Annotated in this window: 20 protein-coding genes and 1 pseudogene; 7 read left to right on the top strand and 14 right to left on the bottom strand. The window is 59.5% G+C overall.

The features are described from left to right. The first annotated feature begins 1 nt into the window (after position 1). The 4 genes from metG to AQZ49_RS01450 are packed head-to-tail and all read left to right on the top strand — an operon-like array spanning position 2 to position 3,313. Positions 2 to 1,573, top strand: coding sequence for a methionine--tRNA ligase (gene metG, locus AQZ49_RS01465; RefSeq protein WP_067611747.1), 1,572 nt, complete (start codon positions 2 to 4; stop codon positions 1,571 to 1,573). Continuing rightward, on the top strand, positions 1,573 to 2,349 hold the full coding sequence (locus AQZ49_RS01460; protein ID WP_067611744.1) for a TatD family hydrolase: 777 nt from the start codon (positions 1,573 to 1,575) through the stop codon (positions 2,347 to 2,349). Before metG ends, AQZ49_RS01460 begins: the two co-directional genes overlap by 1 nt. After that, positions 2,346 to 3,113 (top strand): MBL fold metallo-hydrolase, encoded by a 768-nt coding sequence (locus tag AQZ49_RS01455; protein WP_067611741.1) that lies wholly within the window; start codon positions 2,346 to 2,348, stop codon positions 3,111 to 3,113. Before AQZ49_RS01460 ends, AQZ49_RS01455 begins: the two co-directional genes overlap by 4 nt. After that, entirely contained in the window at positions 3,110 to 3,313 is a 204-nt protein-coding gene (locus AQZ49_RS01450; protein ID WP_067611738.1) for a hypothetical protein, read from the top strand. Before AQZ49_RS01455 ends, AQZ49_RS01450 begins: the two co-directional genes overlap by 4 nt. A gap of 9 nt (positions 3,314 to 3,322) precedes the next feature. Here the strand turns inward: AQZ49_RS01450 and AQZ49_RS21665 are convergent, their stop codons facing one another. From AQZ49_RS21665 to AQZ49_RS01410, 9 genes are all read right to left on the bottom strand, one after another. Continuing rightward, the gene (locus tag AQZ49_RS21665; protein ID WP_082701250.1) at positions 3,323 to 5,149 is read right to left on the bottom strand and encodes a WavE lipopolysaccharide synthesis family protein; all 1,827 of its coding nucleotides are present in this window, start codon (positions 5,147 to 5,149) and stop codon (positions 3,323 to 3,325) included. Between the two features lie 26 nt (positions 5,150 to 5,175). After that, complete coding sequence (locus tag AQZ49_RS01440) at positions 5,176 to 5,892, bottom strand: glycosyltransferase family 2 protein (RefSeq protein ID WP_067611732.1); 717 nt, start codon at positions 5,890 to 5,892, stop codon at positions 5,176 to 5,178. Position 5,893: 1 nt separating this feature from the next. Next, complete coding sequence (locus tag AQZ49_RS01435; RefSeq protein WP_067611729.1) at positions 5,894 to 7,519, bottom strand: hypothetical protein; 1,626 nt, start codon at positions 7,517 to 7,519, stop codon at positions 5,894 to 5,896. After that, a complete protein-coding gene (locus AQZ49_RS21660) occupies positions 7,516 to 7,896 on the bottom strand; it encodes an HAD family hydrolase (protein ID WP_082701249.1) in 381 nt (126 codons plus the stop codon). The genes AQZ49_RS01435 and AQZ49_RS21660 overlap by 4 nt, the downstream gene beginning before the upstream one ends. Positions 7,897 to 8,115: 219 nt before the next feature. After that, on the bottom strand, positions 8,116 to 9,966 hold the full coding sequence (locus tag AQZ49_RS01430; protein ID WP_197410875.1) for a glycosyltransferase: 1,851 nt from the start codon (positions 9,964 to 9,966) through the stop codon (positions 8,116 to 8,118). 34 nt (positions 9,967 to 10,000) lie between these two features. Further along, complete coding sequence (locus AQZ49_RS01425; protein ID WP_231738589.1) at positions 10,001 to 12,235, bottom strand: glycosyltransferase; 2,235 nt, start codon at positions 12,233 to 12,235, stop codon at positions 10,001 to 10,003. Positions 12,236 to 12,332: 97 nt separating this feature from the next. After that, the gene (locus AQZ49_RS01420; RefSeq protein ID WP_231738586.1) at positions 12,333 to 13,397 is read right to left on the bottom strand and encodes a KpsE/RkpR family capsule polysaccharide export protein; all 1,065 of its coding nucleotides are present in this window, start codon (positions 13,395 to 13,397) and stop codon (positions 12,333 to 12,335) included. Positions 13,398 to 13,528: 131 nt separating this feature from the next. Continuing rightward, positions 13,529 to 14,356, bottom strand: a complete 828-nt coding sequence (locus AQZ49_RS01415; RefSeq protein WP_197410874.1) for an ABC transporter permease — start codon at positions 14,354 to 14,356, stop codon at positions 13,529 to 13,531. A gap of 9 nt (positions 14,357 to 14,365) precedes the next feature. Then, on the bottom strand, positions 14,366 to 15,451 hold the full coding sequence (locus AQZ49_RS01410) for a hypothetical protein (RefSeq protein ID WP_067611720.1): 1,086 nt from the start codon (positions 15,449 to 15,451) through the stop codon (positions 14,366 to 14,368). A 711-nt stretch (positions 15,452 to 16,162) separates the two neighbouring features. Between AQZ49_RS01410 and AQZ49_RS01405 the strand changes: the two are divergent. After that, positions 16,163 to 17,558 (top strand): annotated as a pseudogene (locus AQZ49_RS01405) (ISNCY family transposase). 235 nt (positions 17,559 to 17,793) lie between these two features. Here the strand turns inward: AQZ49_RS01405 and AQZ49_RS22045 are convergent. Beyond that, a complete protein-coding gene (locus AQZ49_RS22045) occupies positions 17,794 to 17,955 on the bottom strand; it encodes a hypothetical protein (protein ID WP_156428064.1) in 162 nt (53 codons plus the stop codon). A 141-nt stretch (positions 17,956 to 18,096) separates the two neighbouring features. After that, on the bottom strand, positions 18,097 to 18,861 hold the full coding sequence (locus tag AQZ49_RS01400) for a class I SAM-dependent methyltransferase (RefSeq protein WP_231738583.1): 765 nt from the start codon (positions 18,859 to 18,861) through the stop codon (positions 18,097 to 18,099). A gap of 77 nt (positions 18,862 to 18,938) precedes the next feature. On the opposite strand from AQZ49_RS01400, the gene AQZ49_RS01395 reads away from it, so the two are divergent. Together AQZ49_RS01395 and mazG are read left to right on the top strand one after the other, a co-directional pair. Beyond that, on the top strand, positions 18,939 to 19,778 hold the full coding sequence (locus AQZ49_RS01395; RefSeq protein WP_067611717.1) for a helix-turn-helix domain-containing protein: 840 nt from the start codon (positions 18,939 to 18,941) through the stop codon (positions 19,776 to 19,778). Next, complete coding sequence (mazG, locus tag AQZ49_RS01390) at positions 19,775 to 20,560, top strand: nucleoside triphosphate pyrophosphohydrolase (protein WP_067611716.1); 786 nt, start codon at positions 19,775 to 19,777, stop codon at positions 20,558 to 20,560. Before AQZ49_RS01395 ends, mazG begins: the two co-directional genes overlap by 4 nt. Here the strand turns inward: mazG and hflX are convergent. The 3 genes from hflX to AQZ49_RS01375 form a co-directional block, all read right to left on the bottom strand. Beyond that, complete coding sequence (gene hflX / locus AQZ49_RS01385) at positions 20,548 to 21,894, bottom strand: GTPase HflX (RefSeq protein WP_067611713.1); 1,347 nt, start codon at positions 21,892 to 21,894, stop codon at positions 20,548 to 20,550. The genes mazG and hflX overlap by 13 nt on opposite strands. A gap of 28 nt (positions 21,895 to 21,922) precedes the next feature. Further along, positions 21,923 to 22,489 carry an RNA chaperone Hfq gene (gene hfq, locus AQZ49_RS01380; RefSeq protein WP_197410873.1) on the bottom strand — a complete coding sequence of 189 codons (567 nt, stop codon included), beginning with the start codon at positions 22,487 to 22,489 and terminating at the stop codon, positions 21,923 to 21,925. Between the two features lie 204 nt (positions 22,490 to 22,693). Further along, on the bottom strand, positions 22,694 to 24,088 hold the full coding sequence (locus AQZ49_RS01375) for a nitrogen assimilation response regulator NtrX (RefSeq protein ID WP_067611710.1): 1,395 nt from the start codon (positions 24,086 to 24,088) through the stop codon (positions 22,694 to 22,696). Between the last annotated feature and the right edge of the window lie 9 nt (positions 24,089 to 24,097).

The following is a 24,097-nucleotide window of genomic DNA, read 5'->3' as shown; positions in this document are numbered from 1 at the left end:
GATGGGCGAACCTTATTACCTGACCACCGCAATTTCCTATCCCAATGGCCGCCCGCATATCGGGCATGCGTATGAGGCGATTGCCGCCGACACGATCGTGCGGTTCATGCGCTCGATCGGCCGTGACGCGCGGCTGCAGACCGGAACTGACGAACACGGCCTGAAAATGGCGCAAAAGGCGCGCGAACTGGGCGTGACGCCGATCGAGCTTGCCGATGAAATGGCACAGCATTTCAAAGATATGTGCGCGGCACTGCATATCGAACATGATGTGTTCATCCGCACGTCCGAACCGCGCCACCACACCGCGAGCAAGGAATTGTGGCGCCGCATGGAGGCCAATGGCGATCTCTATCTCGATCGTTACGAAGGCTGGTATTCGGTTCGCGACGAAGCCTATTACGACGAAAGCGAACTGGTCGCGGGCGAGGGCGGGGCAAAGTTGTCGCCGCAAGGCACTCCGGTCGAATGGACCGTAGAGGAAAGCTGGTTTTTCCGGCTGTCGAACTATGCTGATCGCCTGCTGGCGCACTATGCGGAAAATCCTGATTTCATCCGGCCCGAAACCCGCCGCAACGAAATTGCGCGGTTTGTCGAGGGCGGCCTGCGCGATCTGTCGGTTTCGCGCACCAGTTTCGACTGGGGCGTCAAAGTGCCCACGGCCGATGGCGATGACGATGCCCATGTGATGTATGTCTGGGTCGATGCACTGACCAATTATCTGACCGGGCTGGGCTGGCCCGACGATACCGAGGAATTCCGGCGGTTCTGGCCGGCCGATCTGCATCTGATCGGCAAGGATATCGTGCGATTCCACACCGTTTATTGGCCCGCCTTCCTGATGAGCTCGGGCCTGCCGCTGCCCAGATCGGTGTTCGGCCACGGGTTCCTGCTCAATCGCGGGCAAAAGGAATCCAAATCGCTGGGCAATGTCACCGATCCGCTCGATCTGGCGGCGCGGTTCGGGGTCGATCCGCTGCGCTATTTCCTGATGCGCGAAGTGGTATTCGGGCAGGACGGATCCTATTCGCCCGAGGCGATCGCCACGCGCTGCAACGCCGAACTTGCCAACAGCTATGGCAATCTGGTGCAGCGCACGCTGTCGATGATTTTCAAGAATTGCGGCGGCGAACTGGGCCTGTTTGCCAGCACCGATGCCGATGATACGCTGCTTGCCACGGTGGCGGCGGCCACGCGTGACGATCTGCCGCGCGAATTTGCCGCGCTGAATTTTACCGCCGGGATCGATGCGTGGATGCGCGCGGTGTTTGCGTGCAACGCCTATGTCGACGAACAGGCGCCCTGGGCCTTGCGCAAGACCGATCCCGAACGGATGCGCGCGGTTCTCTACACGCTGTTCATGGCGATCCGCGACCTGACCATCGCGATTGCCCCGGTGGTACCGTCAACCGCGCACAAAGTGCTCGATCAATTGGGAATTCCGGTTGATCAGCGCCATATTGCCAATTTGGGACAGGCGGACTGGTATATGGCCCGCGTAGCCACTGGCGAACCGCTCGGCGCACCGGTACCCGCCTTTCCGCGCATCGAAATCGATGCCGAGGTTGCCTGATGCTGATCGATTCGCATTGTCATCTCAATTACAAAGGGCTGGTCGAACAGCAGGCGGCGATGCTCGGCCGTGCGCGGGCGCGCGGCGTGCGCGGCTTTCTCAACATTTCGACACGGCAAAGCGAATGGGACGCGGTGATTGCCACCGCCCACCGCGAAAGCGATGTCTGGGCCAGCGTCGGCATTCACCCGCACGAGGCCGATGAACATGCCGATCTGGGCGCGGCTGTGCTCCATGCCGCGACGCAGGACCCGCGCGTGATCGCGATCGGCGAAACCGGGCTCGATTATTACTATGATCATTCCGATCGCCAGGTGCAGCAGGCGCTGTTCCGCACCCATATCGGCGTGGCGCGCGACACCGGCCTGCCGCTGATCATCCACACTCGCGATGCAGAGGCCGACACACTGACGATCCTGGCCGATGAAATGGGGAAGGGGGCGTTTCCCGCGCTGATCCACTGTTTCACCGCCTCGCCCGAATTTGGCCGCGCGGTGCTCGATCTGGGGCTGACGATTTCGCTGTCGGGCATTGTCACGTTCAAAAGCGCCAGGGACTTGGCGGCGTTTGCTGCGGAAATACCCGAGAATCGTCTGCTGGTCGAAACCGATGCGCCGTTTCTGGCGCCAGTGCCCCACCGAGGCAAGACGTGTGAGCCCGCTTTTGTGGCCGACACGCTGGCCCATGTGGCAGATTTGCGCGGGGTGACCAGCGCGGACCTGGCCGAAACCACCGGTGCCAATTTCCGCGCGTTGTTTGCGAAAGCCGGTCTGTGAAGCTGATCATGCTCGGATCGGGCACATCGACCGGTGTGCCGCGCATCGGCAACGACTGGGGGGAATGCGACCCGGCCGAACCGCGCAACCGCCGCACCCGCGTGGCGATCGTGGTGGAGGGCGACGACGGCGCGCGACTGCTGGTGGATACGCCGCCCGATCTGCGCACACAGTTGCTGGCCACCAACATCGGCCGCATCGATGCCGTGCTGTGGACACACGATCACGCCGACCATACCCATGGCATCGACGATCTGCGCGCCCTACGGATGGGCCGCGCCGCGCCACTGCCGGCCTATGCCGCCGATGAAACGGTGCGCCGCCTGCGCATGCGCTTTGGCTATGTGTTTGCCGGGCAACATGGCTATCCTACGATCTGCAACATCGACAATCTGGATCGCGTGCGAATTGTTGCGGGCATCGGCGTCAGCCACTGCGAAATGCCCCACGGCCCCGCGCAATCGACCGCCTATCGCTTTGAACAGGGCGGCAAATCAATCGGTTACGCAACAGACTTCAGCGAAATTACCGAACCGATGGTCGAACTGTTCTATCGGGTCGACGTGCTGGTGGTCGATGCACTGCGCCGCAACCCGCACCCCACGCACGCGCATCTGGCGATGGCACTCGACCTGGCCGAACGCACACGCGCCGGCCGCGCCATCCTGACCCATCTCGACAAGTCGATGGATTACCACGCCCTGTGCGAAGAACTGCCATCGCACATCGAGCCCGGCTACGATGGTTTGGAACGCCTGGTATGACCGGCCTGACCACCGACGACTGGGTCCGCGTGCTCGGTATCCTGATGGCGCTGACCGTGGTAATCGGCACCGGCATGACACGCGGATTTCGCATGCCCCGCGCAAACTGGATCGCGCTGGCCTGGATGGCACTGGTCTGGGCAGCCATCATCGCCACCGCCGCACTGGCGTTCCGCCACTTCAGACCCGGCGGGATGTAGTCGTTCGCGTCAGTATTGCCGCAACTCTATGGCTCCGATCACGAAATCGGCGCTCGCATCCGCCTGTATCCGGAACTCGACAGCTTCAGTCATTGCTTTCAACAGGAATGGGACTTCAAAAAATCCATTCTGACAGTCTTGTCTTGTGATGAAATATTTTGGAGCGCAGCGACGATTCTTGCTGCCCACAACCTCCAGATAGGCTTTCCCCGATGATACGACTTTGGGCAAGTTAACGCGCAGGATGTAACGACCTGCATCCAACGCAATATAGGGGCCGAATAAAAGATGTCCTGCCCGACCTGATGTCGCAAGACCGAGTTCACACTTTTGCCCCACGATCGTCTTCAGTGGCGGCATTGCGGGCGATAGGAGCATGCTGGACTTGGGTGCAGCGCGCTCCTCTCGCTTAACAACCGTAACGTCTTTGATTTCTGCAAATTGGAAGGCAGGAACATCGACAACAACTTCAAATTGCTTGCCAGATTCAACCTGAACGTCAAAGTCGATTTCGATATTGCAACCTTCACAATCTTTTACAAATACTTGACGTGAAGCTAGCTTTCGCGCGCCTTCTTCAAGCGTCAAGTGAATATTGATCAATCCATGGCCTTCGATCCGGATAATTTCGACGATAGCGGTATAACTACCGCGCGGAAGAATATCGTAGGGCCCATGGACCAAAATACCGGACTTGCCATGGGCAATGATTGTTCCGCGCTCGACCCTCCCAATCTTTGTTCTTAACGCAATTCCCGGATAATGCCGGGGGAAGGGCGCCAACACCGGTTCGCGCGCAATTCGCCCCTTCTCAAGCAAGAATGCTTCACGCTCAGCCGGCGCGGACAGCGTCAAGGTTCGCCAATCTTCTGGCGGGATGCAGTGCAGTCGCTTCGCCGGATTTTCAAAATCCATAGCATATTTATCAAATATGCACTTTGCTTTGATCAAATCGCAAACGATGAAATTATCACAAAGAACATCTATAGATTTTTTTCGCTGCGATAGGTCGTTATGATAATCCAGTGACACCTCACTATTAAGTTTTACGAGTGCATTAAAGGTAATATGCTGCTCTACTGCTCTCTTGGTTAAAACCAAGCGCTCTTGATGGTTGGAATATTCGGCATACGGGTGCGTCTTATAGAAAGTTGCATCCGCGAGAGTGACGAACGGCACGTCCCAAAGGGCGCGAACGTCCTCAGCCAACCCAAAATGGAACCAGTCGCTGTAGTGGTATGGCATCCGTTCAAATGTATAGGGATTGAGCGTATACAGGTAAGAGATCAAAACCCGCTTGCGCAACAATTGATGGTCGCCACGTTGAAGGCCGTTACCATCAATCCACTGGCCAATGAAGCTGTCGTCCGCAAATATCAAGTCGGCGCGCGTGCGCAGAATATGGGTGCCGGTTGCAGCAGCAAGCCCGGCCTGCGCAGCAGATATCTGTAAATTGCCATTGTTGGGGCCAGGAGAGTCCGTTTTGATCGGAGGCAGCGGCAACGCGCCTTGGGCTTGGACAACTTTGTCGCAAGACGTTTTGATGAGCGCAAGAGCGATCTTTGCAAGATTACGATCTCTTACAGGCCCGGCGAGGGTGAGGTCATCTGTCGAACCGTCGGCATGCGTACCCCTGATGACATCCGGGGTAGATATGGACAAAATGATCTCTGCATCGGGAAAAATGTCCCGCCAATGCCTGCAATGGATGGCCACCATCGACAGTGTATCCTGACTGACGCCGCCCTGCATGACCACGCTCAATCGAGATCGACTGTCATTCGAAAAGAGTTCGTCAGAATATCGATGACGAGGGGCTTGATGAAGCGAGGTCATATTATCAATCTCTGTGCAAAATCGTATCAGGAAATCAACGCTTCATATTCGCTGGGCACGCCGCAAAATACGACTTCGGAACGTGCAATTTCATGGAAATGGATTTTTCCACCATCGGCAATGATATGATTGTACAATGGCGCAACAAATAGCTCCTTTGACGACGGCGCCATACGTTCGCGCTGCAGGGCCACGCGGAAATCTCCGGCCCGCGCAAAGTGATAAAGTCCGGTGCAGCACAAGTCCGAAATCGGTCGTTTTTCTGCCACCTCCAGTGCCAAATTGCCGGCTCCTTCTGCTGGGCGAACATACGACCAGTTGTCTCCGCTTCCGCGAAACACTTCGAGATAGCCCGCTGCGCCATCCATCCACGAATCTGTGGGAAAGGAAAATCCTGGCCTGAACGTGTCGATGTTAAAGATCGTCAGCGCCGCATCGTCTCCAATATCTGCACCGTCAATGGCAAGGCTGACGGTTTCAGCCTGTCCATCGGTTGGTGCATCGAGCGTTACGACATGAAAATCGGCAATACCCAACGCACGGCACCGCTCGGTCACAAAATCCCGCGTGCCCATCACGTCACGCACGGCCAGGACAAATGTCTGGTCAGTAAAATACTTCGAAAAACTCTTGAGTGCCGAATCGAACACGGTTCCGCCGTCGAGTGGCAGCATGTACTTGGGCAAAGTGTAGCCAGCTTCAGCAAACCGGCGCGAGAGGCCTGCCATTGGAATGATAATCATCTCAGGAACGCTCCTTGAACAAGCGTAGGGCATTGGCAATAAACGCTTGCTGACGGTCTGGGCGATCAGCATGCAAAGGCAGCATGGATAAAAACAACCCAGTCATAATCGCGTTGACTTCTTCACTACAAAGGTATTGGCCATCGATGCAAATGCCGCCAAATACATCTGCGATCCAGGTGCGAATTTCTGTGCTTTCAAAATCGAGCGAAAACGCATTCGCACCAAGTCGGTCACAACGATAACGGCCACCAATGATTAGATCATAGTAACCGATCGCCGAATGTGCGAGCTTTGCCATATCATAACGCGTATCGCCAAAATGAGTAAAGTCTCCTTCTCGGACATATCCACGAGGATCGATGACGCGTACACGCCTTGCGCGCGTATTATAAAAAATATTGCTGAAGCAAAAGTCACCATGCATGACTTTTTGCTTGCGTGGCTCATCCAGATTTATGCGCGCTTGAACCTGCTCCGCAATCTGCATCAGCGAGGGCAGAGGTTTTCCATCGAGATGGTTTGGCGTAGTTATGTCAAAACCAGTTTCTGTAGCGAAGCGCTCAAGCCGACCATACATGTTGTTGGTCAATTGGCGAAGATCGGCATGACCGGTCTCGCCGCCTTCAACGGAGGCAAGCGCTTCGAGAAAATCACTACAGGCACTGACTATTCGTGTCCATCCCGACCGGCTGATATTGCCAAACAGGTAAAGTTCCGACAGCGTCAGCATGTATTCATATTCGGTTTCGTAATATGGCCCTTCCGGCCCCTCTCCACTGTCGATCACGCGGCTACAGAACGGCTTTGTTACTGCTGGCGCGTTGGACAACCAATGCGTTTCAGCCCTGATCTTTTGGGCATTGGATAGACTCGACTTGCGTACCGTGTATTGGCCAAGCTGCACTTCGTTGAAGGCGCGCGCTGTCGAGACGCTGCGCCGGGACTGGAAAAAAGTTTGGATGTGGCCAAAATCCAGCCATTCCTCCACAGTCGAGGCTGTCAATGGGCGTTGGTTGGCATACTCTTGCAAACCAGCGATGAAGCGGCCTTTAGCGAAAATGATCGAGCGCAGAAGCGTCGAGCAGGATGAGCAAGCGAAATAACCGCATGCCACCAGACGGTCTGCGCCGTTGGTGGCAGCCGGTCCGGTCTTGATGGATTTGACAATGTTGTCGGCCACCGTGACATCAGCCCATTGGTAGTCATCGTTGCTGATGGCAACCGCAATCACATCTTCGCCGGCAGGCAGATCGCGAATAAGTGTATCGCCATGCAGAATACGCGCAGGTGTGTTGCCTGCACCAATATAATTGAATGCATAGACCACTGCCGTACCAAGCGTCAGCCCTTCGGGCATCGGCACAATCTGAACGCCACGCTCGCTCAGGCGGCGCAAGTCCTCGATCGGCGGCGTATATTGGGCGGGCAGCGCCATATACACGCGGTCATTTGGGCCGATCGTATCGAGTTGCATTTCATAAAGGCGTTTGTTTCCGACCGGTATCATCGCTGGTGGCAACTGCCCCAGTTCAAACGCCAATTCCTGGCCCACATAAGTGCCAGACATGATCAGCCAGATTGCGGCGCCTTCTGGCGGCGTCGCCTTGAGATCGTTCACCGTCATTGGGCATCACCTTCGCCAAGCAGAACAGCAATCTGCTGGCGACTCATGGACACAAATTCGCTAGGCCGAATAGCGCGATCATCAACATAGAAACCCTCAGTGCCACACCATGGCTTCCCGATATGGATTTCATCATAAGGAATTCCGTGCCGGTTCAGCCATTCAATCACAACGGGCAGGGTATGCGCGGTTATTTTTCCTACCGAATTGTTATATGTACGCATGTTACGCGCTGTCTGAATAATTATTTCAAAGCCGTCGTCATGATATTCTTTCAACCGCGCCACTACCGCCATGTCCGGTGCTTTTTGGTCATAAGACGTTCCCGGATCATCGACGGTCAGCGTGCCGTCAAGATCAATCACAAGTCGTTTCATCAAAGACTCCTGCCCTCATTGGCGTAGATAGCCTCGGCAGAGGCCAACAATCTTCCCTGGAAATTGCTGCTAGATTTCCTGTCGCTCATCGTCACACGAAACTCGCCAGCGCGCCCCCCGTGCACGACGGTTGGCTGGCCTGGTTCGATGCGAGCGATCGGGCATATGCATCTGGCGGCCGCTTCACCACAAATTGCAGGTCAATCATGCCGTTTTTGTTCACCCGTGAAACAATTGTATCCTGACAACGTCCTCCGAAAGACCGAGATTTTCGAGCTCGCGTTTGGCATGAACGTTGGATTTGTCGTAAACCAACGACCGGCGATAACAGTGGGTCGTCTGATCCAGATCACCGCGCAGTTTGTTGAGATGGCCGATCTGGAGATAGAGGTCAGAATTGAATGGCATCAAGTGCGTGGCGCGCCCGTAAGCGGCCTCGGCGTCCGAAAATGCACCCGCTTCCTTGTATGCATGCCCCAGTTGCACCCAGATGCCGCCCAGCTTGGGATTAATGTCCAGCGCTTTGGTATAGTGCGTGATGGCTTCCGGCCAGTTCCGGCAATTTCTCGCAGCATTGCCCTTTGCGATCGGACCGCGTGCCGGCCCGAAGACGTAGGCGCGTTTGCTCGCCAGTTCACGCGCAAAGCGAAGCGCCCGCCGCAATCGGCCATGTGCCGGGCCAAGCCAGCGCAAGGGCGTCCTACGATCCTCGATCTGCAGATCGACGCACAATGTATCGACCGCATGGTGGGTACTGGCGCCGGCTGTGCTTTGGGCAAACGATCGGTCAGGGGAGGGGACGGGGACCACTGGCTGGCGCCTTGTGCGCCGTTGGTCAGCGTGCGCCTGGGCGGCCTGGCCGACCACCGCGCCAAGCACTGCCTGGTCGAACCGATGCGCCATCGTCGCACCCGGCACATAAGTTTGCGCATCGGCCAAGGCTTGCCTCATCGTCTCGTCCCAGCTTGCCGTCGGTTGCAACAGCGTGTCGAAGTGTTCGACCATGCGGTTGACATAGCTTTCACGCGTATAGGTCCGGGCGTGGTCGGTGGCCATTACGTGCCAATCCTCTGGGGGGAACACCCCGCGGTCGCACGCAATCATGCCGGTGCCGTGTGACACCACAAAGTCTTGCAACACGCGGGCTAGTTCGGCGGCATCGCCGGCAGGAAACGTCAGCGCAAATCCCCCCGCAACCTCTGGCAGGGCACCCGCATCGGAGCAGACCACCGGGGTTCCGGCGATCAGGGCCTCGGTCACGGTCATGCCAAACCCTTCATGCAGCGATGGCAGCACGAACGCGTCGGCCTGGGCAAACAGCGGACGGATCGCATCCGGTTCCAGATCAAACGCAAACCGCACCGTGGTCGTGGCGGGCAGGCGCGCGGCCTCGATCCGCAGCGTGTCGATATAGTCGGCATCGGAATACTGCGTCTGCCCGGCCAGGGTGAGTTCGATCGGGTGGGGCAGGGATGTGCCTAGCGCGTTGAGCGCGTCAATCAGCGTTGCCACGCCTTTGCTCGACACGAACCTGCCACAATAGAGCAGGTGCAAGGGCCTGTCGGTATCGATCGGGTGCGGGGCCTCCACCGGCGCATCGGGCGCGTTGGGGCCGAACAGGGGAACCACTGTCACGGGCCTGTCCAGATCGTATCCGGCCAGTTGCCGTGCCGAAAACGCGGACGCGGTGAGCACGAGATCGGCCGTGCGGAAATTCCGGATCTGCCGGTACGAGGCGTGAATCAGCGCTTCATCGGTGGCTGCGCAATATTGCGGTTGGGTAATGTTGTGGAAAAACACCACGACTTTGGCATCGCGGCGCACGTGATGCATCAGGTGGTGCATGTCGCTGTAGATACCGAAGTGAAAACAATAGACGTCCGACGTTCTGAAGTGTTCGTCGGCCAGAACATTGCGCCAATCGCGCGTGACATGAATGCGGGTGTCTTCACACCAGGATTCCATGCAGAAGATCTGCACGTCGAGATTGCGGCGCTGTTGTCTGCGCAGCCGGTCGATCGCGGCGACATCGGCCAACAGCGTTTCGCTGATGGCGTCTCCGGGGTTCACGATCCCGGTTATGAACGATATGCGCGGGGTGTAATTATGCAGGGGCATCGGCAAACTTCAGCGCTTCGAGGGTTGCATCGATAACCACGTCATTTTCAAACCGGCGTTCATAGCGGTCGCGTCCCGCCAGTCCCATGCGGTGGCGGCGGGGCCGGTCGGTGACAAGGTCTCCCAGAAGATCGGCCAACGGTTGGGTCTCTTCGCCATGGGCCAGCAGCCCGGTCACGCCATGTTCGACAATATCGCGCGCGCCACCCACATCGAGCGTGACCACCGGCAGGCCATAGCGCATCGCTTCCACGAAAATGATGCCGAAAGATTCATAGCGCGAGGGGACGAAAAATATGTCCGCACGCCGGTACAGATCAGCCAGCATCGCGTCGGTCACTTCGCCATGCCGCACAAAGCGGGTGCCGAAATCGCGGGCGAGGTCGGACAGGATGGCATCATAGCCTTGCGCGTCGCCGTCCTGATAGGAATCGCGGCCGGCCATTTCAAAAATGACATCGGGGTGTTGTTTCAGCACCTGCGCGGCGACCGCCAGGAAAATATCGGTGCCCTTGCGCCGTTCAAGCCTGCTGACATAGAGCACCCTGACCGGATCGCCCGACTGGCTGCGCCGATGCGCGATGTTCTGCCGAATCGCGGGATCGATATCGGTAACGCCGTGCGGCACCTCGACAATCCTGGCAGCCGCGTCGAGCGGAAAGTCGTGGCGCAGATGCGCCGTGGAAGATGCCGAATTGGAAAGGAAATACCCCGCGTTGCGAATATAGGCCTGCTCCAGCGCTGCCAATTCGCGCTGGGTGCTGCGGTCGATCCGATCCGTTTCGATCGTGGCATAGCGGTGAAACGTGGTGTTCATCGAAATCACCGTGTCGAGCCGCCGGTCGAGCGCGCAATAGAGGCCTTCCTGATCCCACACCGGGGCGATGACCTGATCGATGTAGCGATCCTGCCGCAGCCGCAACACCTCACCATGCGCGGCCTTTGCCCAGGCGGTGTTCATGCGCGCCGCAGACGACAGCAGCGGCGAGGCGGCATCGCCAAGATGCGGGTTGGAGCCGGGTGAAACCAGTTCGCCGCGCGAAAGATGGCGTATCCACAGACCGTCGGCAAATTCGATGGCCGAAGGCCCGTCGGTCAGGGTGATCAGGTGCGTTTCGTGCCCGCGCTGCGCAAAACCTGTCGCCAGGTCCCAGATATAGCGGGAAATGCCATTGGGCGCGTGGCGGGGAATATAGCGCGAGATGAAGCAGAATGTCTTGCGCCCGTCCTTGGGCGATCTGGTGGGGAAGACGACGGGACTGGCATGGTGTGCCGGGCGCACAACGATCGATTTGCGCGCCTGCGTTGCCGCGCGCACCTGTCCGTCATGTGCCCCCCGCTCAAGATCGGACACGAAGGAATCGTATTCCTTGCGGGTGATCTTGCCGTCGGCCAAGTGCGATTTGGCTTCGCTGACAAGGCCTGCGCGCCAGGTGTCACAGGCGTTCATATATTCCGCCCAGTTGCCGCCTTTGCGCTGGCAATCAGACAGGCACACGTAATATTTGTTTTTGACCACCGGATAGGGATGGGTCAGCAGTCGGCGTTCATCGCGCGTAACGCCGGCGGCGAACTGGTGGTGAACGCTGGCCCCGGCATTGATGAAGCGGATCTTGTAGCCTTGCTCCACCACACGGCGGCACATTTCTGACTCATCGAGAAAATACTCGATCTCTTCGTCAAAGCCACCAATTCTGGCCAGGGCCTCTCGGGTAAAGGAACTCGATGCGCCCAAAATATGCGGGATCGTGTCGGAGTCAGCATATTCGAACGCCCATAGCGGCGGTTCGCGATGGAAATTCGGCGAATAGAACTTGTCGATCAGAAAGGGATTGGTCTGCCAACGGAAACCGGTGTGATCATGCACGCGTGTCCCCACGCCCCCAATGTCCGGACTGTCATATCCGGAAACCACGTTGGCGATCCAGTCCGGCTCGGCAAAGGCGTCATCGTCGAGAAACAAAACCAGTTCGCCCGACGATGCGTTGATCCCCTTGTTTCGTGATTTCGAAAGGTTGGCCTCGTCGATGACGTCATAGACCAGCTCACCGCGATATTTTTGGCAAACCGCATCGGTGTCGTCGCCAGAAGGGCCGTTGACGACCACGACCTCGAAATTTCCGTAGTTCTGAAATTCAAGCGAGGTTAGAGTCTTTTCAAGCAATCGGGCGCGATTGAGCGTCGAAATCACAACGCTGACCGCCGGCATTTTTGATGACAAGGCCGCGTTCTGCATAGATCCTCTAAGAGTTGTGGCCACCGGCCGCCCATGGTGCCCTCACGGCTGAGGCACCATGGGCCGATCTGGCCGGGCAGTCTTACAGCCCGTGTTCCTTCACCCCAGCCAACAGCAACCAGCCAATAGCATAGGCAAAAACGAGCGCGCCAAACAGGGTAAGGATCAGTTGGCCGCGTTGTGGGAATTCCGATTTTACCGGTAAGTTGGGTTCGACCACGCGGATAAGATAGAGCTTTTTGCGCTTGGCCTCTTCCTTGGCCTGGGTTAATTGCCCCGCTGCAACAGCGTAGACTTGCGCCACTTCCTGCCGCCTGATCACAAGCTTGTCGTAGTCGCCCAGGCGATTTGCGATCGAGTGGTCATCGCCGACAATTTTGGCGGATTGGCCGTTGACTTGCGCTTCCAACGTCCTGACTTGACGCTCCATCGCCCTATATTGGGGGCTGGATTCGCTAATCACGCCGTGCATCGCGTTGAGCCGCGCGCGCGCCGCAACCAAATTTGGCGTGAGGCCGGCAACCATTGTCACTTGCGCCTTGCCCGTATCGGCGGGATCCACGTCCTTGTGAATCTGGCGATAGGCAGTCAATTCCGCCTCGATGGTATTCAACTCGTGACTGGCCTCGTCGTACGCCCGCTGCGCGCTCGCGATTTGATCGAGCGAGGTCCGCTGATTGATCGCATTGACTTGCTGTTCACCCATTACCAGCAGTTTTGTAGCGAGCGTTTGGGCATCGGCAGGCCGAAATGCATGCACCGTAAGGTGGGTGATCCCTGTCTCTTCGTCGGCCCGCACGGTGACCATCTTGCGATAATACGTTAGCAGACGCTCGGGTGTGGGCGATGCAAACCACAGTCGGCTTAACCAGTCAGTGCCATCCCGGGTGAAAACACCGACAAGATCGTTTTCCGATCGCAAGCGCGCCACCGCATCGTGCGACAGCAAATAGGCCTGGACGATTGACGCATCGCCCTCGCTTCCGTCCGAGCCCAGGGAAAATCCAAGCAATTGGCCAACATCGACGGGCGACTTGGCCGCATCGGCGCGGCGCACCACAAAGTCAGCACTGCTTTCATACTGATTCGATGCAAACAGTCCCAAATAGATGGCGAAGACCAACGTTGGCGCAATGACCAGCGTCAAGAATGCCCGGCTGGACCATGCAAAGGCCTTGGCCCTCGACCACAGGCCACCATGGAGTCCAGCCTCTGGCCGGGTCGAGTTGGGAAGAAGAACGCCGCTCACCTTGGTCAATATTCCTGTTACTTGAAAATTTATGAGACGTGAATACGCGTCCGGATGCGACGGATTTCGAGCAGCCCCCAATACGTCAGGACGACATTGATCTTGACGACATAAGCAATGAAAAAATATTTCGTCGATGCATTCTTGAACTGGCCGTATCGTGCCATTTCAAAGATCGAAACCATCGGATTCCATGACAGGAAATGGTGAGTCCACATAGGCAGGATGCTCATGGACACGAATGCCCCGCTGACCGGGAGCGCAAAATAGGCAAACGGATGCGCCAATCGCCCAACCAATGGATAGAGATAGCCATAAGCGGCCACGATCATCGACATGGCAAAGGCCATCCAGGCGAACAGCGAAACGGCCCCCATCAGATAGAGCGGGCGGAACGGCAGTTCCGATACCCCCAGCATGATTCCCACCGTTTGCAGAACCACCAGCGCGGATACGCAGCCAATCGTTTCAACCAGTGACTTGCATGCCACGATATCAAACGGGGTGATCATGCCGTGATAGAACAGATTGTCCGACTGGTGCAGCGAACTTTCCGCACGATTGAAGGAGTTGCGAAAGATGATGTAGATACTGTAGCCGGTCAACATGAAGGTAAACGGGCTGCTTTCGCCACTGCCGCTCTTGCTGACCGCCGCGTGCAGCAGGGTGATGACCGATGCGAGCATCATCGGTTCAGCCACGACCCAGAGATAGCCGATGTTATCCCGGCCAAAGCGCTGTTGCAATTCGCGCAAAGACATCGCCTTGATCACGGCGGCCTGCGTGGCCAGGCCGCGCAGGAACACCGAACCGCCGGATTGCTGGGCATGGGCACCACTCATCTGATCAAACCCCATCGCACCGTATCATATCCGTTTCGCAATCAGCGCAAAGCGGGCAAGGCCATCCGCGTCAAGCACAAGATCATCCGCAGCGGAGAATGCCAGCGGTGCCACGGAATATCCGTCGCCGATCAATCGCAAAGCCCACCGGCCGATCTCGTTCTGGTTGATGTTGCGCGCGGCAGTGTTGCTGGCGCTCGGAATCTCGTTTGGACGATAGCGGCAAGTTATCATACCCAAGCCGCCGATCTTCAGTCGGGCGAACCAGCCTTTCACCGTCTCCCACCGTTGCGCGGCGTCGTCAATTTCCCCAAGCCCTTGCGGCCAGACCATAAAATCGCCGAACAAGCCGAAATCGGGCGGTGGAACTGGTTCCGCAGGAACCTCCACTATGGAAAATCGCGCGTCGGTCAATGCTGTGCAAAACTGTTGCGAGCAGGGCCCAACGACCACACCTTCGAGCGCAGGAACAGTCACGCCAAATGCTTTCAGCGCGTTCAACGCCAATGCTTCGGCCCATTCGTCAGCGCTTTCGCCATGCCCGCTCGCTTTGAGTTCACGTTGCTGGATCCGGGTGAAATCCTGCGACACAGGCGCGGTCAGGCGCGGGGGCACGACATGGATAAGCGCGTTGGCCGGACGAACTTCACGTTTCATCTGCTGAGATGCCAGAATCGAACGCGGTGGTTCGATGTAGTCGCCCGCTTCCCCATCGGATTCATGCAAGACGACCTTGACGCCATCGGCGCGCATGTCGGAACCTTGGTCAAAATAGCCGTAGAGTGCATATTGAACGTTGCGTAACGCAAAAAATGCAATCGTAGCATGCAAATCCGAGGGCTTGTCAGTCACAACGTCGACCCTGCTGCCAGCAACCAGGCTGGCATTTTCGTCAGAATCGCGGCGCTGGGCATGGACGCACAACATCAGCTCGCCAAACGAGGCACGGACATTGTGCATTTGGACTTCGAACTTCGCTGGCCCTGCCTGCATGTCCATATAGTACGTGTGCAGACAATATAGCGGGTTCGGCGACAGTTCTCCGCCACCAAACCCTCCAATGGCGCTCGCATGGTGCGCATAATAGGCAAAGGGATCGACTTCACGCATAAGTCAACTGCCTGACCTCATGGTCTGCCGCATAATGCCGCGGTTCATTGCCCTTGTTTCCCGACTCGAGGTCTGTGGCCTTGCCAGTCGGCCAACCGACCGTTTTCGCGTTGGCAAAGGAAGCTGGGGGGGGCCATACTCCACGCATCTAACGGTCTGAAGTGGAATCACAACGCTCCTGTGCGCGGAACTGGACGAGAAAAATCTGTCGTGCATACTCCATGCGCGCATTGTTAGCGCAGGCTCGAATGGCAATCCAGTGGCCTGGTGGAAGAAACCCGTCGGTTGCAGCCAACGCCAAGCCACGCGAAAACCAGACCAATTTTGGGTGGCGCTTCGCGGTTTGGATCATTTGGATGGCCAGGATTCGCGCCACACAGAGGGCTACCGCGATGAGGCTAAAAGGTCCGGGTGGCCGCGAATGGATGCAACGCTCGCTTCGCAAGCTTGGGGATAAGGTTGCTCAGTTCAAATGCTTTTCGAGGATAGGGCATCGAAGCGGGAGATGCCGCGAGGGCATGTGAGGCTATGCCGATCGACGCCCCAAACCCTGTTCACACCGTCAATTTAACATAATCATTATTATCGAACTTGCATTGTGTAAGCCCCAGATAGAAATGACACACCTCCGCTAGATAGAAATGACACACTGTGTCGTGGATTGCGGAGCGACGGTGGCATGGTTCTCCCTGCGAGACGGGAGAACGCATGATGGTGGTGCTTGCGATGAGCCACGGTGAGCTTTCGCGGTTTGACACGATGATGCGCGTGGAGCGCGGCGAGCTTCGGGTCCCGGATGCGGCGGCGCTGCTCGGGCTCAAGCGTCGGCCAGGTTTATCGCTTGCTGGACCGGGTGCGAGAAGACGGTGCCGAAGGCATGATTTCGCGCAAACGCAGTCGACCGGGCAACCGGCGGCACAGCGACGCGCTGCGTGACCGGATTGTCGCGATCGTGCGCGAACATTATCACGATTTCGGCCCGACGCTGGCGCGCGAATATCTGATCGAGCGGCATGGCATCCGGGTTTCGTGCGAGGCGCTGCGCCAGATGATGATCCAGGCGGGCCTGTGGCATGACCGCGCAGCGCGGCGCCCTCGTCCGTATCAACCCCGTTATCGGCGCGAATGCCGCGGCGAACTGATCCAGGTCGATGGCTCGAAGCACTGGTGGTTCGAGGATCGCGGGCCGCAGTGCACGCTGCTGGTCTATATCGATGATGCGACCAGCGAGCTGATGCACCTGAAGATGGTCGAGAGCGAGAGCACCTTCGCTTACATGGACGCGACGCGCGAATATATCGAAGCGCACGGCAAGCCGGTGGCACTTTACTCGGACAAACACACGGTTTTCCGCAATCCGAAGGCATCGGCGCTGGGCGATGGCATGTCGCATTTCGGGCGGGCCATGGAAGCGCTGAATATCGAGATTATCTGCGCCAACTCGCCACAGGCCAAGGGTCGCGTCGAGCGGGCGAATGCGACTTTGCAGGATCGGTTGGTCAAGGCGATGCGACTTGAGGGCATTGCGACGATTGCACAGGCCAATGCGTTTCTGCCCGCGTACGTAGCACAGCATAATGCGCGGTTTGCCAAGCCTGCGTTTGATGCGCGAGACCTTCACCGCCCCCTCGCCTCGCATGATGACTTGCGCGTTGTGATGGTCTGGCGCGAGGAGCGTTCGGTAACGCGCGCGCTGACGTTGCATTACAACAAGATACTGTTCATCCTGGAGCCTGGTCCGATCAGCAACGCATTGGCGGGCAAGCGTGTGGATGTGTGCGAATATCCTGACGGCAGCCTGGAGATCAGACACGGCGATCACGTGCTGCCATATCGGGTGTTCGACAAGATCCGGCAGGTGAACCAGGCAGCGATCGTCGAGAACAAGCATCTGGATGCCGCGCTGATGATGGCCAAGCTGATGCAGGAGCAGCTGCCGCCAAGGAAGCGCAACAACAACTCACCGGGTCGCAGGTCGCAGGGGGCTCATATGTTTGCGGTGCCGGAACCGAATTCCTTGCCTCCGGTCAAACGCAAGCGCGGACGCCCTCCCCTGCGCCAATTGACGGCTGAAGAGAAAGCAGCTCGGGTGATGGCGATGGCGTGAGCGGGCCCACTGCTGACGCAGCGGGTCCAGGGTGCGTCCATGCCAACCCAGCGCATCAGCAGGGTCTGCGCTGCACAATCTGGAGGGTTCCGCGCAGCCCCTGCTGGAACGATCTGTGTCTTTTCTATTTGGCGGAAATTGTGTCTTCTCTAAATGGCGGGAACACATTGCGATCAAGCACGAGCGTTACGACCGTCGGCGGATCAGGCTCCCCTGCGTGGGCGCCAAGGCCGGATCAGTCGTTGTTGGCTGCTTTGCGCAACGAATTGCGTGCCTCGTCCACTTTCGCCGCCGCGATCAGCAGATCTTCGCCATCGAGGATGGTCAAGGCCTGATCGAGCAGTTCGAGCGCGTGTTCCACCGAGTCTCCGATGTGGAGCGTCGTTGCGTTGTCCATCGCCGGATCTCCCTGGGCGAAATGTGCGATTCCCGTTGCCGGAACAAGACGCCCAAATCGCCCGGAATTCGAGGGCAACTCCTTCCAAAATGAGCGCGAAAGCGCAGATATGCGACCATTATGGGTGTGTGCGGTGCAGCATTACACCGCCTCGATCAGCACCGTATCAAGCGTGAACGAGCCATCCGGCTCGATCGCAAAATGGTGTGCGACTTCGGCGGGGGCCAGCGCCTGCACCGCGCGGATCGCGGCGGCTTGTACAGGTGGCGTGCGCTGGCGGGCGGTCCATTCGGCAAAATCCATGCGCAGCTGCGCGGGAACGATCGCGGTGATGGCAAATCCGGCCTCGGCCAGCATCGCCTGCCACTCGCGCACGGTGAAGTCTCGCACGTGCGAGGGATCGCGCAACAGCTCGACCGTCTGCAGGTGGGTGTCTGCGGCAGGCGCGGCCGGGGCGATCACATCGACAAACACTGCCGGTCCGCCGGGCCGCAACACGCGGCGCGCCTGGGCCAGGCCCGCCGCCGGGTCGCGCCAGTGATGCAGCGAAAACCGGCAGGCCACCATGTCGCACGCTGCGTCGGCCATCGGCAGATCACCCACCGATGCGGCCAGCGTGGCGATTGTGGGCAGGCCACGCCGTACCGCTTCATCGGCCACCACCGCCAGCATGGCCTCGGACAAGTCGCAGGCGGTTACCCGTGTGGCGTGCGGCGCCAGGGCATAGGCGACATGCCCGCCCCCGGTGCCCAGATCGAGCGCATGTTCGGGCCGGATCTTGGCGGCGATGGCCGCGATCCGCGCCAGATCGGCGCCACCGGCATGCACCGGGCTGGTCACATAGTCGGCGGCGGCGGCACCGAACTGGCGCTGGATAACATGGTCCTGATCGGGTGTGGTCATCATCGGTCTCCTTGGCCAGTATGGTGCACGCGCCGATTGCCTGTTACCATGGACAAAGTTATCCTGGTATAAGGCATGCCATGAACGATGAGGAACAGCGCCGCCAATTGGGTGCCTTTGTACGCGCACGGCGCGAAAGCATGACCCCTGCCCTGGCGGGCGGACGGCGCCGCACGCCCGGCCTGCGCCGCGAGGAGCTGGCTGAGCGTGCCGGCATCGGCGCGACCTGGGTGACATGGATCGAACAGGGTCGCGCGGTGCGACCTTCGGCAACGACGTTTGCGCGGCTTGCCGATGCGCTCAATCTCGGCCCGGCGGAGCGGACGTATCTGTTCACGCTGGCGGCGCGGCACGATCCTGCCGATCCGTTCGGGCGGTCGGCGCAACGCGCGCCCGATGCCATCGCGGCCATCGTCGCGGCACTGGCCTGCCCCGCCTACGGCCTCGATCCCGCATGGGATGTGGTGGTCGCCAATGCGGCGGCACAACGCCTGTTCGTCGGGCTGTTCGATCACGATGCTGCGCCCAACTTGTTGCGTTATGTGTTTACCCATCCCGCCGCCCGCGCGCTCCTGCCCGATTGGGAAGGGCGTTGCGCACGGGTTCTGGCCGAATTTCGCCGCGATTATGGGCGCGGCCTGCATGATCCGCGCGTGCGGGGGGTGGTCGATTGGCTGACTCGCGAAAGCCCGCTGTTCGCCACGTTGTGGGCGCGGCAGGGCGTGCTCGGTCGCGAGGGCGGGCAACGGCGGTTTGACCATCCCGCGCAAGGCCCCCTGGCATTTGACCAGCATGTGCTGGCCGACGTGGCGCGCGGCGATTTTCGCCTGATTGCGCTGGTTCCCGCCGACACGGGCTTGCCAAGCCTGTCCGAACTTGCCAGCGCAGACGCGAAGACAGCAGCACGGGGCCAGCCATGACCACAACGTCCGATCCGCTTTCCCGCCTCCTGACGATCATGGCGCGGCTGCGCGATCCCGACCATGGCTGCGAATGGGATCTAGCGCAAAGTTTTGCGACGATCGCGCCCTATACGATCGAGGAAGCCTATGAAGTGGCCGATGCGATCGAGCGTGACGACATGGCCGCCTTGCGCGAAGAACTTGGCGATCTGCTGCTGCAAGTGGTGTTTCACAGCCGCATCGCCGAAGAGGCCGGGCAATTCGCGTTTGGCGATGTGGCCGACGCCATCTCCGCCAAGATGGAGGCACGCCACCCGCATATCTTTGGCGGCGCCGACGATGAGGGACAATCGCGCGAGGAACGCTGGGAAAACACCAAGGCCGCCGAACGTGCCGCCAAGGGCGCACAGAGCGCGCTCGATGGGGTCGCCACCGCCCTGCCCGCGCTGATGCGCGCCGAAAAGCTGCAAAAACGCGCGGCTCGGGTCGGATTCGACTGGCCCGATCCGGCCGGCCCGGAGGCCAAACTGGTCGAGGAAACCGCCGAACTCGCCGCCGCGACGACCGAGGCGGATCGTTTTGAGGAAGCCGGCGACTTGCTGTTTGCGGCGGCAAACCTGGTGCGCGCGCACGGCATCGCCCCCGAAGACGCGCTGCGCTATGCCAATGCCAAGTTCCAACGCCGGTTTCAGGCCATGGAGGCGCTGGCCGGTGGCAGCATCGCCGGGCGCGATCTCAATTCGCAAGAGGCGCTGTGGCAGGCGGTGAAGGCCGCCGAACGCGCCGGTCAGAGCGCGTAGAACCGCCCGAGTTCGCGCGGTGTCAGCCGTACGCGCAGATGCGCGGCGGGTTGGCCCTGCTGGTCTTGCGCCGCCTCTTCCAGCAAGACTTCGCCATGGGCGTGCAGCCAGGCCAGTTTCTGGCCATCGTGCATCGGCACGGTCAGATCGAGTGTCTGTGCCTCTCCAGTCAGCATCACGCCAAGCCGTTCGATCAGCGCGTCGACCCCCTCGCCCGTCACGGCCGAGATCGGCACGACCGGGCGATCGGCGATATCATGTGCGATCAGGTCTTCGCGCATCGCCCGATCGTCGGGCGGCAGCAGGTCGATCTTGTTCCACGCCTCGATAATCGGAATCGCAGGGCCGTCTTCGCCGCCCACGCCCAGATCGGCCAGGATGGCTTCAACTTCGCGTTTCTGTTCGGCGCTGGCAGGGTTCGCAACATCGCGCACATGCACGATCACGTCGGCGGCGGTCACTTCTTCGAGCGTGGCGCGAAACGCTGCGACAAGTTGCGTCGGCAAGTCGGAGATGAACCCGACAGTGTCGGACAGGATTGCCTTGTCGACCGCCGGCAGGCGGATCGCACGCATCGTCGGATCGAGCGTGGCGAACAGCAAGTCCTGCGCCATCACGTCGGCGCCGGTCAGGCGGTTGAACAGCGTCGATTTGCCCGCGTTGGTATAGCCGACCAGCGCGATCACCGGCCACGGCGCGCGCTGGCGCCGTTCGCGATGCAGCCCGCGCGTGCGGCGCACCTGATCCAGTTCGCGGCGGATGCGCGCCATGCGCCCGCGAATCAGGCGACGGTCGGCTTCGATCTGGGTTTCGCCAGGGCCGCCCAGAAAGCCGAAGCCGCCGCGTTGCCGTTCGAGGTGGGTCCATGACCGCACCAGTCGCCCGGCCTGGTAATCGAGGTGGGCCAATTCGACTTGCAGCCGCCCTTCGGCGGTGGCGGCGCGTTCGCCAAAGATTTCGAGGATCAGCCCGGTGCGATCGATCACCTTGCGCCCAAGCCGGGTTTCCAGATTGCGCTGCTGAATTGCCGACAGCGCGCCGTCGACAATCACCAGATCGGCGCCCGATTGTTCGCAGGCCACCGCGATCTTGTCGACCTGGCCTTCGCCAAACAGCGTCGCCGGGCGGATTGCGCGGATCGGCAACGCAAAGCTGTCGACCACGTCCAGTCCGATCGCGCGTGCCAGGCCCTCGGCCTCTTCCAGCCGTGATTCGGCATCGAGACCGAGGTTGCCCTTCTGACGGACATCGGGCAGCGCCACGAGCACTTTCGCGCCGCGCGTCACTTCGCCCTTCAAATCCTCCGGATTGCGTCCGAATTCAAAGCCGGTCATGCAGACCGGCCATTTTTATGGTTGGAAATCAAGCGGTCTCACCGTCCCAATCGCCCGACAGATCGACATGCCCGGCGGGCTGAATGGTCGAAACCGCGTGCTTGTAGGCCAATTGCACATAGCCTTCGCGTTCCAGCAACATGCAGAACAGGTCATAAGCGGCGACTTTGCCTTGCAGCATCACACCGTTGACCAGGAACATCGTCACTTGCACGCCGGCATCGCGCACGCTCGACAGGAACACTTCCTGCAACAGGCGCTTGCGGTTGGATTCGTCGGCCGGGGCCTGGAAATGCGCCACCGAAAGCTGCTGCCCGGGCATGATCGTGCTGATCGCGTGCTTGTAGACAAGCTGCGACTGCCCGTCGCGGCGCAACAGGATCGAAAAATTGTCAAACCAGGTGACGATGCCCTGCAGCTTGACGCCCTTCACCAGGAACATCGTGACGGGAATCTTGTTCTTGCGCAAATGGTTGAGGAACACGTCCTGCAAATTCTGCCCTTTGGCACCGGTCGGCATCGGCAGCGCAGAGGCTTCCAATTCGGGCTCGGCCTTGGTTGCGCGCGGGCGTGCGGTGAGTGTGCGTCCGGTCACGTGTTTGACTCCTTTTGTTTTGGCTGGGCACGATCATGCAACGCGTGTGTTGCATCTGTGCCTTCGCGATCTGGCGCAACGACGACCCGTGGCGGGGGGTGGTCGACATCACGCCGCTGTTTTTTGCTCTATAACGGCCAATGCCCCTCCGCGTAAACCGCGAACTGGGCTGGTCGTCACCTTTGCAAGAAATTCTCTAGTTAATCAGTTGATCTCTTCCTCTTCCTCGTCCTCGCGACGGTCGGCCATGCCAAGCAGCTTCAGTTTGCGATGAAGGGCCGACCGTTCCATGCCGATGAAGCTGGCAGTCTTGGAAATATTGCCCGAAAAGCGCCGAATCTGCACACGCAAGTATTCGCGTTCAAAGTTTTCGCGCGCCTCGCGCAGCGGCGCACCCATCAGGGCCGCGGTGTTGCTGTCGCCCACCAGCGGCGTGCTGAGAATTTCGGTCGGCAACATGTCGCCCTCGATTCTGGCGAGGCGACCACGCGGGGCCAGGATCATCGTGCGTTCGACGACATTGCGCAATTGGCGAACATTGCCCGGCCAGTCATAGCTTTGCAGTGCCGCCATCGCTTCAGAGGCAACTGCCGGCGCGGGCAAGCCCTGTTCGCTGGCAAAGCGCGCAAAGAAATGGTCGATCAGCGCGGGGATATCGTCGCGCCGGTCTGACAACGGAGGGATCGCCACCGGCACGACATTGAGCCGATAGTACAAGTCCTCGCGAAAGCGCCGTTCGGCAATTTCCTTTTCGAGTGGGCGCGAACTCGATGACACCACGCGCACATCGACGCGGATCTGACGGTGCCCGCCCACCCGCACAAAGGCCTGTTCGGTCAGCACGCGCAAGATGCGCGCCTGGCTCGACGCGGGCATGTCGGCCACTTCATCGAGGAACAGCGTGCCGCCATCGGCCATTTCGAGCAGGCCCGCGCGCACCAGCTTGCCATCGGCTTCTTCGCCAAACAGTTCCTGTTCAAACCGTTCGGGGGTGATCCGCGCCGAATTGACCGTGACAAACGGGCTGTCGTTGCGGGTGCTCCAGCTATGCAGCAACCGCGCCGCGACTTCCTTGCCCGAACCGGCCGGGCCGGTGATCAGCACCCGGCTGCCGGTGTGGGCCACGCGCTTGAGCGTGGCGCGCACAGTGTTGATCGACGAGGAATTGCCGGTGAATTCGTCGGACATCACGAAATCGCGCCGCAACCGGGCATTTTCGCGCCGCAACCGCTCGGTTTCGGTGGCGCGTTCGACCAGCAGCAGCAGGCGTTCGGCCTCGAACGGCTTTTCGATGAAATCCATCGCGCCCCGGCTGATCGCCGAAACCGCAGTATCGATATTACCGTGGCCCGAAAAGATCAGCACCGGCAATTCGGGTTCACGTTTCTTGATTTCGTCCAGCACTTCAAGCCCGTCCATCGGGCTGCCGTGCAGCCACACGTCGAGCAGCACCAGGCTGGGGCGGCGTTCGTCGATCGCGGCGAGCGCGCCCACGCTGTCGCCCGCCAGGCGACACGAATACCCTTCGTCGCTCAGCACACCCGCGACGAGTTCGCGGATATCGCGCTCATCATCGACGATCAGGATATCAAGAGCCATGGGTAATCG

Origin of the sequence: Novosphingobium sp. FSW06-99, assembly GCF_001519065.1 — a bacterium.
In the GTDB taxonomy this organism is placed as follows: Bacteria; Pseudomonadota; Alphaproteobacteria; order Sphingomonadales; family Sphingomonadaceae; genus Novosphingobium.
The sequence above is the reverse complement of the archived record's forward strand: the minus strand, read 5'-3'. Positions and strand labels throughout refer to the sequence as shown.